Here is an 8,726-nt window from a genome sequence, read left to right on the forward strand (position 1 = left end):
GGGCGCATTTTTTGATGAAATGGAACCAGATTGTCGAACTGTGGTCGATAACGCTATCAAATATAACGCGTTATTTTCGCCACGCGAACAAGGAGCATACAGTGATGGTAAAGAAAATTGCGGCGATAGTGGCTGGGTTACTGGTCATCCTTATCGGCGGTCTGGCCGCCGTTGTCGCCACCATTAACCCGAATCAATTTAAGCCGATGTTGGTTGAACAAGTAAAGCAGCAAACTGGCTTTGATTTGGTCATTGATGGTGATATCGATTGGCAGTTTTGGCCGAGCTTGGGCTTCTCAGTGGCGGATGTGGCGGTGAAAAACCGCCCTGGGTTTGATGAGCCAAACTTGCTCGCGCTGTCTCGCGCGCAAATGTCTATTGATGTGTTGCCTTTACTGTCTCAGCAGCTCCATGTGGGTGAAATTTTACTGCAAGACCCGCGTATTTTTGTCCAAACGCTTGCCAATGGTGAAACTAACCTTACCCCACAGCAAGCCGAGTCTGAAACCACCACGGAAAGCACACCTGTGACACCGAGCAACTCAGCATCACCAGCCGAAACACCGGCTGCTGGCTGGGATATAAGGCTACAAGGGTTGCGTGTCAGTAATGCCAGTGTGCTGCTCAAAGATGATCAAGCGAGTACACAGACACGCCTTGATGAGGTGAATGTAGAGATTGGCAATTTGGCACCGGCGGTGTGGACGCCGGTAAGCGTTTCGCTGGTGGGAAGCCAAAATGCAGATACCTTTTCCCTACAAGGCCAAGGCGATGTGAAACTGATGACGGATCCCATGCAAAGTCAGTTACGTCAGTTTGCGATGACGTTATCTGCGCAGTCGGGAGATGTGACACTGAGCGAAGCGAATCTTACCTTAGAAAGTTTTGCGCTGGGTGAAGCTTCAGCGCTTGGGTTTAACGCCAAGTTAAAGACGGCGGATATGGACGTGGAAACGTCGGGTAAAGCGCAAGTCACGGTTGCGTCGTCTTTGAAGCAGTTTGCGATTCAAGGGCTGGATATGTTGACTAAGGTCTCGGGTGAGGCGGTGCCTAATCAGTCAATCACGCAGCAGCTGGCAGCGGATATTGATTATGATATGGACGCGAATGCGGTCACGGTGACGGATCTTGTCGGCCGTTTAAACACCGACCAAGTGATCGTGGATGGCAAAGTAGCCGTCAAGCTCACTGATATTCCCCAAGTTCGTTTTGCGCTGAACACTAACCGCATTGATGTGGATGCATTGCTGCCCACGACGACAGAGGCGCCGCAACAAGATAAAGGCAATGCCGCTTCGGCGTCTTCATCATCGGCTGCCCCACAAGCGCAAACCACGCCAGCATTGAGTCGAGAAGAGCCTGATCTATCCGCGCTACAACAATTGGATGTAGCGGGAACCCTTGCACTTCAAGGACTCAAAGTCGCTAATGTCGAACTCGGTCAAACTGAAGCCGAAGTAACCATTAACCGGGGTAAAGTCACCTTATCGCGCTTTGTGACAGAGGCCTATCAAGGCACGGTATCGACCAGTGCGGTATTGGATGCGTCGGTCTCGCCGGCACGGTACGAGGTCAGCAAGCGGGCGCGTGGTATCGAGGTGCTGCCGCTACTTCAAGACGCTGCCGAAGTTGATCTATTAGCAGGTAAAGGAAACGTTGACGTCAATGTACAAGGTAAGGGGCTATCTCCTTATGCATTGCGTAAAGCCATCAATGGCCGTGTTGCGATCTTCTTTGAAGACGGTGCAATCAATGGGATCAATCTGGCCCAGATGCTGCGTGAAGCCAAGGCAACGCTCAAAGGTAAGAAGTCGGCATATGTTGACGAAGTCCGTAAAACAGACTTCAGTGCGCTGACCGCGAGCTTTGTGCTTGGAAATGGGATGGCGCGGACCAACGATTTATTGCTGGAAGCGCCTGCGCTGCGTGTACGCAGTGAAGGGCAGACAGATTTATTGAAAGAGACGCTCGATTTTGCGGTGTATACCTCTGTGGTCGAGACCAGCAAAGGCCAAGGCGGCAAAGACATCGATGAGTTGCGAGATGTGACCATTCCGGTCGATGTTGCGGGAACATGGCAGGCGCCAAGTTACAAACTCGACATTAAAAAGCTATTGAGTAGCAATAAAGTGCTGGAAGAGAAAGCGCGCAAAGAAGCGCAACGCGGCATTAAAAAACTACTCGGGGATAAAGCGGATGACGAGAAAGTGAAAGAGGCGGCTGACAAGTTACTCAACCTGTTTCAATGATCGCTTTATGCGGCACCAAGCTATCTAATACAAACAGGACAAAGGACAGATATCGGATATGGATTCTGTAACACAAGCTGCCTTGGGGGCGGCTGTCGCGGGTGTAGTTGCAGGCCGACGCTGCAGCCCTAAGGTGCTCTTGGCGGGGGCACTGTTAGGAACCTTACCGGATCTCGACGTCGTGATTGATTACGGCGATCCGGTAGCGAATACCGTCAACCACCGTGGCTTTAGCCATTCACTGTTTGTGTTACCGCCCTTGGGTGTCGCGATAGCGGCACTGTGGTGGCGCTTGAGTAATAAAACATGGCCTTTATGGCAGCTGATGGTGCTGGTGATCAGTGTGTTGGTTACCCATCCATTGCTTGATTCTATGACGGCGTATGGTACGCAACTTTTTTGGCCGCTGGATAAGCCGCCTGTTGCGGTCGCCAGTATCTTTATCATCGACCCCTTGTATACGCTGCCATTGCTTATCGGTGTGCTTGCGGCCCTAGTATGGAGGGCCAACGCAGCAAGGCTATGCGTGATTGGACTGATCGCCTCGAGTCTTTATTTATTAAGTTCTGTGTATCAGCTTGAGCAAATAAAAGCGCGCGTGGCACAACAAACCCAAGGCACTGAGCTGGCGGGAAAGCCTATGTTTATTACCCCTACGCCCTTTAATACGGTGCTTTGGCGTATTGTGGTAAGAGGGGAGCAGACCTATTGGGAAGGGCTTGCCTCGCGATTGGATAAAACACCTGAGATCGATTGGATGGCGTTTGAGCAGCAAGGATGGCCGTTGGCGGAGTCAGAATCATTGACCGCCTTGCGCTTTTTTGCGCGGGACTTTTTACGCTATGAAAATCGTGGGGGGCAGCAAGTTGTTACAGACCTGCGATTAGGTATGGCGAACTATCGGCCGTTCCAGTTTTTGCTTGCCGAGCAAAGTGACCAAGGAGAATGGCGCCCTGTTCCGCCGCGTCAGCTAGAGCCAGGGCCGGTCTTGCCACGCACTATCCCTGCCCTCTGGCGGCGCTTACTCGGCGACCAGTCGATTGATGCGTTGTTGTGTAATCAAAAAGATTGCTACCCGAATGAGGAACAACAGGCAAAGGTCCGTTCAGCCTCCTGAGGTTGGTCAGCACCATAAATAAAAATGGGCGTATTCGCCCATTTTTTTATGGCGAAAACCAGTACTACCAGTCGATACCTTGGCGCGCTTTGATCCCAGCATCAAACGCATGCTTTACGTTACGGACTTCTGAGACCGTATCGGCCATATCTACCAACTGGCGGTGGGCACCTCGCCCGGTGATAATCACCGATTGGTCGGCGGGCCTTGCCTGCAATGCGGCGACCACGCTTTCTAGTTGAATATAACCATAGGTGATCATATAGGTGATCTCGTCAAGGACGACCAAGTCGTAGTTTGGATCAGCCAGCATGGCTTGGCAGTGTTGCCAGATTTGCTGCGCGGCTTCCGTATCGGCGGTTTTATCTTGGGTGTCCCATGTAAATCCGGTGCCCATCACGTGAAAGTCAACGCCATGCTGCGATAGCAGATCGCGCTCGCCACATGCCCACGTTCCCTTTATAAACTGCGCCACCCCGCATTTGAGCCCGTGGCCCGTTGCTCGTGCTACTGTACCGAAGGCAGAGGTTGATTTGCCTTTTCCATTCCCCGTAATTATCAGCAGTAATCCTTTTTCTTGCTGAGCCGCTTCTACGCGGGCATCAACCATTTCTTTGAGTTTTTGTTGGCGTTTTTTATGACCCTGTTCAGACATTTGATTTCCAATAAACGATGAACCTGTGTCTATAGTAAAGAGACCATGCACTGAACACCACCCATACCTAGGCCAATCAAGGATGAAATGATGAAACAAACAATGCGATGTCTAGTGGCAGTAACATGTCTATTCTCACTTCCGGTATTGGCGGGAGAGCAGATAGAGTATCAATTGGGCAATGAGATGTTTTCCGGGTATTTAGCGACTCCTAGCTCGGTTGAAAAGGGCAGTGTGGTGATTATCCATGACTGGGACGGCCTAACCGAGTATGAACAGCAACGAGCAGACATGTTGGCGGRAATGGGGTATCGTGTTTTTGCGCTCGATATGTTCGGTAAAGGAAATCGGCCTCAAACACTAGAGGCGAAGCGAGCAGCGACAGGCGCGCTTTATAAAGATAGAGCACGGATGCAAACCTTAATTCAAGCGGGCATGGCAGCGGCACAGTCGCAAGGAATTGAGGCGCCCGTGGTGGCAGGATATTGCTTTGGCGGAACAGTGACACTCGAACTTGCACGCAATCCGCAGCAGATGCCAGTCAGTGGTTATGCCAGTTTTCACGGTGGTTTGGAAACCCCAAGTGGACAGGCATATTCACAAGATATTGCGCCACTTTTTATTGCTCACGGTGGTGCGGATAAAGCCGTTCCCATGAGTGAATTTGCGCAGCTGATTAACGAACTTGAAGCCGCCAACCTTGATTACTGGTCGCAAGTATATGCTGGGGCGCCCCATGCCTTTACTGTCTTTGGCTCGGAGCGTTATCGCGAACAAGCCGACAAGCAGTCTTGGCAAGCATTCACCCAGTTCCTTTCCGAACAACTGAGCGTCGATTTGGCAAACCAATAAGGATTTAAAATGATACGTCATGTACTGGTAGTACGGTTTGTGCCCAATGCGCGCGATGCACAGATTCAAGCTGTCCGTGATGCGTTCGAGGCGATGCCCTCAACCATTGAAGGGGTGGAGTCGGTAGAGTGGGGCGAAAACAATAGCCCAGAGGGGAAAAACCAAGGTTATAGCCATGTGATTTTAATGACCTTTCGTGATGAGGCGGCGCGACAAACCTACTTACCCCATCCTGCACACGAAGCGTTAAAAGACGTGTTTCGTCCCGTGATTGAGGATTTAATTGTGATTGATTATACGGTGGCACTAAGCTAGTCGCGCAAATGGACGGCCTGATACACTGTGAGCTCGCAGGCAAACGGAGTAATAGTGAATGAAGGAAGCGACAACGACACCCAGTGTATTGGTGGTATGTTTAGGCAATATCTGTCGCTCGCCGACAGCTGAAGCCGTGCTGAGAGCACGTGCTGAGACAAGAGGACTGGCGGTTCGTATCGACTCGGCAGGGACGGCGGGATGCCATCAAGGTAATCCGCCCGACCCACGTAGTCAAAAAGCGGGGGAAGCGAGAGGGTATTCCTTCGCAGGTATTCGTGCTCGACAGATCCAGCCCGATGATTTTGCAAAACACGATATGATATTGGCGGCGGATCAGAGCAACTTATCCGACTTACAAATGATGTGCCCAGATGCGCATCAATCCAAGCTCTCTTTGTTTTTAAGTTGGAGTGAGGGAGAAGAACAGGAAATCCCCGATCCCTACTACGGTGGCGCGCAGGGGTTTGAAAAAGTGTTGGATTTGCTGGAAGAAGCGGCGGATGGGGTGCTTGACCATATCAAAATGCGATTTAGCGCTTAAGCCGGAGATGTCGGCGTTAAGCCAATAAAAAAGGCGCGATAAGCGCCTTTTTTGAGTCTATTATTCGCTTTGAGCCCATCACCATTTTTTCTTTGGTGCGAAGAGTTCGTCGAGTTCGCTTTTCTCTTGCTCTTGATCGGACTTGCTCTTTTCGTGACCGGTATTGAGTGTTTGTGTCACTTCAGTGTGCATTTGCTGAAGGCGTTCTTTCATTTGCGCTGAGTAATTGTCGTTTTTGGTGCCCAATACATCGATCGCTTTCTTCAACAATTGTTGTGCCGTTCCTAACTGGCCTTTGCGCTTCGCTTCGTTAGCGCGCTTCACCACGTTCTCAATATTGATTTTGAGCTGCATCTGCTCAAGGCGCGCATTTTCAGCCACAAAGGCTTGGGTTTGTAAACGGCCTTTTGAGTGCTCTGCCTTAATCACCGAGCGAAGGCGCTTTACCAGTTTCAGCATAGAAATGGCTTGGCGGTCGCTATCTGGGACACGAAATGATGTCGATTCTTTGTTCGAGAAACTCTGTTTAATTTGGTCAATTTGCGCTTGCGTGGCGCTGATACGCTGCGGAATAGATTTATCTGAGTTATCGATTTCATGCATTGCTTTAAGTGAATCAAGGATCTTCTTGTTCAAGCAAACTAACAAAGTCCCGCTATAAGGCAGGTTGTGAGCGTTACCAATTAGCTCTTCGGTGGCGTCGATTACCGCAATGTGTTTGGCCATTTCTTGACGCTTATGCGATTCAATCTGTTTGCGCTGTTGAGCCAAAATGTTGTAGCCGACAATCAGGCCGAGCAATATGACACAAAGGCCAGCTATCAAGGCAATATTCATAATTCAGCGTCGATGTTCCTTGTAATAAACTCAACTGATTAAGATACACGATCTCTAAGGTCAGAGATAGCATGAATACAGGTGTTAACACGGTTCAGTGATCCGTCTCTAACCTGAGTTTCAACCTCACTTACGTTCGATCTCGCGTCAGTTTGTTTGAGTGTGGCCCATGTTGGTGGAATTCGCGACTCTAATTGCTTGATTCTGGGTTTTCCTCGCAGGAATATTCCATCATTCTCACACCATAGGCACAGGATCGATTAGTGAATGTGCAATCACTAACGTTTATATAACCAAAGCCTATTAAATAATCGAATTTGGGTATATAAATGAAGAAGAGAAATCCCAAGGCGGTCACTTTTATTACGAGGCTCATGCGTCTGCACTATGAAACTACAACAGCTTAGATACATCGTTGAAGTCGTCAATCATAACTTGAATGTGTCTGCAACGGCAGAGAGTTTATATACCTCTCAGCCTGGGATCAGTAAACAAGTCAGGTTATTAGAAGATGAGCTGGGCGTGCAGATTTTTGAGCGGAGCGGTAAGCACTTAACCAAAGTGACACCGGCAGGTGAGGCGATTGTCTCGATTTCGCAAGATATTCTCTCACGGGTTGAAAGCATTAAGGCGGTGGCAAGCGAGCATACCCACCCAGAGATGGGGAACCTAAATATTTCAACCACGCACACCCAAGCGCGCTATGCACTGCCTGAGGTGATCAAAACCTTCACTGCACGTTTCCCGAAAGTGTCGTTGCATATGCACCAAGGCACACCCACGCAAATCTCAGACTCGGTCGCTAAAGGGACGTCGGACTTTGCGATTGCAACGGAAGCCTTTCACCTCTATGAAGATCTGGTGATGCTACCTTGTTACCACTGGAATCGCTCAATCATCGTTACCCCAGATCACCCACTGGCGCAGAAAAAGCAGATCACCATCGAAGATTTAGCGGCTTATTCACTGGTGACCTATGTGTTTGGCTTTACTGGTCGCTCAGAGCTCGATGAAGCCTTTCATCGCGCTCATCTCACCCCCAAAATTGTCTTCACCGCGACCGATGCCGATGTGATAAAAACTTACGTGAAATTGGGGCTCGGAGTCGGGGTGATTGCCAGTATGGCGATGGACAGTCATACAGATACCGATTTGGTAGCGATTGATGCGAGCCATATCTTTGGTGCCAGCACCACCAAGATTGGCTTTCGTAAAGGAACCTTCTTACGAAGCTATATGTACGACTTTATCGAACGTTTCGCACCTCATTTAACGCGCAACGTTGTTGACCAAGCCGTCGCACTGCGCTCTAACGACGAAATCGAGGCAATGTTTAAGGACATTCCACTACCAATTCGATAAAATAATAGATTGCCATTAGGGCTGCTTCGGCAGCCCTTTTTGATCCCAGTGACGCCGCTATTTGTCGAGCAATCAAGGTGCCAGCCCGATGCCTAACTCGTTATATCTTGTTCAATTTAAGCAACTGACCGAATTGCTGGTGGAGTATCAGTGGTTATGGCGGCCCATGCCGATGGCACATGCGCGTCTGCCTTGGTCATCGTGTCCTGAACTGTGTGAATGGCTTTCAACGCTCGACATTTCACAGGCCGCGCAATGGAAGGCGGCGCCAAACCAAGTGGCAGAGCAATTGGCGAAGTGGTGGCCGGCGTTGGCCGCGATTCCACGCTTAACGGATGTCCCAGAGGCTAAGATGGCAGCAGTGGCTATGGATGAGCGGCTTGGCGTGGGAGTCCCCGGGCGGAAGTGGGCGCAAATTCGCGCTTACTTGAGCGCCGTCCCCACACAACCATCCACGCAACGATATCTAGAGTGGTGTGCAGGAAAAGGATATTTAGGCCGTGCTGTGGCGGCAAGTACACCCGCGCGAGTGGACAGTTTAGAGTGGCAGCAGGCGCTTTGTGAACAAGGCCAAGCCTATGCTGAACAGCACCAGTTGCCGATACAATTTCATCATCTAGATGCCTTTAGTGAGGCGGCATTATCCGTGATTCATCGCTGCGATCATGCCTTGGCGCTGCATGCTTGTGGCGATCTGCATGTGCACCTATTGCGCCAAGCGGTTGCGGCCGATCTTAACGCGATTAGTGTATCACCGTGTTGTTATCAATTGATTACGGGTAAGACGTATCAACC

General features: G+C 50.2%; 9 protein-coding genes. 7 read left to right on the top strand and 2 right to left on the bottom strand.

Features of this window, described 5'->3' with window-relative positions:
* Positions 1–104: 104 nt before the first annotated feature.
* Positions 105–2,249, top strand: coding sequence for an AsmA family protein (locus tag BZG83_RS08765; protein WP_241825774.1), 2,145 nt, complete (start codon positions 105–107; stop codon positions 2,247–2,249).
* Positions 2,250–2,307: 58 nt separating this feature from the next.
* Entirely contained in the window at positions 2,308–3,366 is a 1,059-nt protein-coding gene (locus BZG83_RS08770; protein ID WP_077480161.1) for a metal-dependent hydrolase, read from the top strand.
* Between the two features lie 64 nt (positions 3,367–3,430).
* On the opposite strand, the gene cobO is transcribed toward BZG83_RS08770, so the two are convergent.
* A complete protein-coding gene (cobO, locus tag BZG83_RS08775) occupies positions 3,431–4,021 on the bottom strand; it encodes a cob(I)yrinic acid a,c-diamide adenosyltransferase (RefSeq protein WP_077480162.1) in 591 nt (196 codons plus the stop codon).
* A gap of 114 nt (positions 4,022–4,135) precedes the next feature.
* Between cobO and BZG83_RS08780 the strand changes: the two genes are divergently transcribed.
* The 3 genes from BZG83_RS08780 to BZG83_RS08790 are packed head-to-tail and all read left to right on the top strand — an operon-like array spanning position 4,136 to position 5,732.
* Positions 4,136–4,873 (top strand): dienelactone hydrolase family protein, encoded by a 738-nt coding sequence (locus BZG83_RS08780; protein ID WP_241828284.1) that lies wholly within the window; start codon positions 4,136–4,138, stop codon positions 4,871–4,873.
* Between the two features lie 9 nt (positions 4,874–4,882).
* Positions 4,883–5,188, top strand: coding sequence for a Dabb family protein (locus BZG83_RS08785; RefSeq protein WP_077480163.1), 306 nt, complete (start codon positions 4,883–4,885; stop codon positions 5,186–5,188).
* 58 nt (positions 5,189–5,246) lie between these two features.
* Positions 5,247–5,732, top strand: a complete 486-nt coding sequence (locus tag BZG83_RS08790) for a low molecular weight protein-tyrosine-phosphatase (protein WP_077480164.1) — start codon at positions 5,247–5,249, stop codon at positions 5,730–5,732.
* A 78-nt stretch (positions 5,733–5,810) separates the two neighbouring features.
* Here the strand turns inward: BZG83_RS08790 and BZG83_RS08795 are convergent, their stop codons facing one another.
* Positions 5,811–6,569, bottom strand: coding sequence for a DNA repair protein (locus BZG83_RS08795; RefSeq protein WP_077480165.1), 759 nt, complete (start codon positions 6,567–6,569; stop codon positions 5,811–5,813).
* A 387-nt stretch (positions 6,570–6,956) separates the two neighbouring features.
* Here BZG83_RS08795 and cysB point away from each other — a divergent pair, with 387 nt between their 5' ends.
* Positions 6,957–7,931 (top strand): HTH-type transcriptional regulator CysB, encoded by a 975-nt coding sequence (gene cysB, locus BZG83_RS08800; RefSeq protein WP_069588842.1) that lies wholly within the window; start codon positions 6,957–6,959, stop codon positions 7,929–7,931.
* Between the two features lie 88 nt (positions 7,932–8,019).
* The coding region (locus BZG83_RS08805) for a methyltransferase (protein ID WP_131825071.1) at positions 8,020–8,726 on the top strand (707 nt) is incomplete at its 3' end.

The sequence above is a fragment of the Salinivibrio sp. PR919 genome, from assembly GCF_001995355.1.
Classification (GTDB): Bacteria; Pseudomonadota; Gammaproteobacteria; order Enterobacterales; family Vibrionaceae; genus Salinivibrio; species Salinivibrio proteolyticus.

Coding starts and splice junctions, on each gene's coding strand:
- BZG83_RS08785 (WP_077480163.1), top strand. CDS start 4,883: ATGATACGTCATGTACTGGTAGTACGGTTTGTGCCCAATGCGCGCGAT.
- BZG83_RS08795 (WP_077480165.1), bottom strand. CDS start 6,569: ATGAATATTGCCTTGATAGCTGGCCTTTGTGTCATATTGCTCGGCCTG.
- cysB (WP_069588842.1), top strand. CDS start 6,957: ATGAAACTACAACAGCTTAGATACATCGTTGAAGTCGTCAATCATAAC.
- BZG83_RS08770 (WP_077480161.1), top strand. CDS start 2,308: ATGGATTCTGTAACACAAGCTGCCTTGGGGGCGGCTGTCGCGGGTGTA.
- cobO (WP_077480162.1), bottom strand. CDS start 4,021: ATGTCTGAACAGGGTCATAAAAAACGCCAACAAAAACTCAAAGAAATG.
- BZG83_RS08765 (WP_241825774.1), top strand. CDS start 105: ATGGTAAAGAAAATTGCGGCGATAGTGGCTGGGTTACTGGTCATCCTT.
- BZG83_RS08790 (WP_077480164.1), top strand. CDS start 5,247: ATGAAGGAAGCGACAACGACACCCAGTGTATTGGTGGTATGTTTAGGC.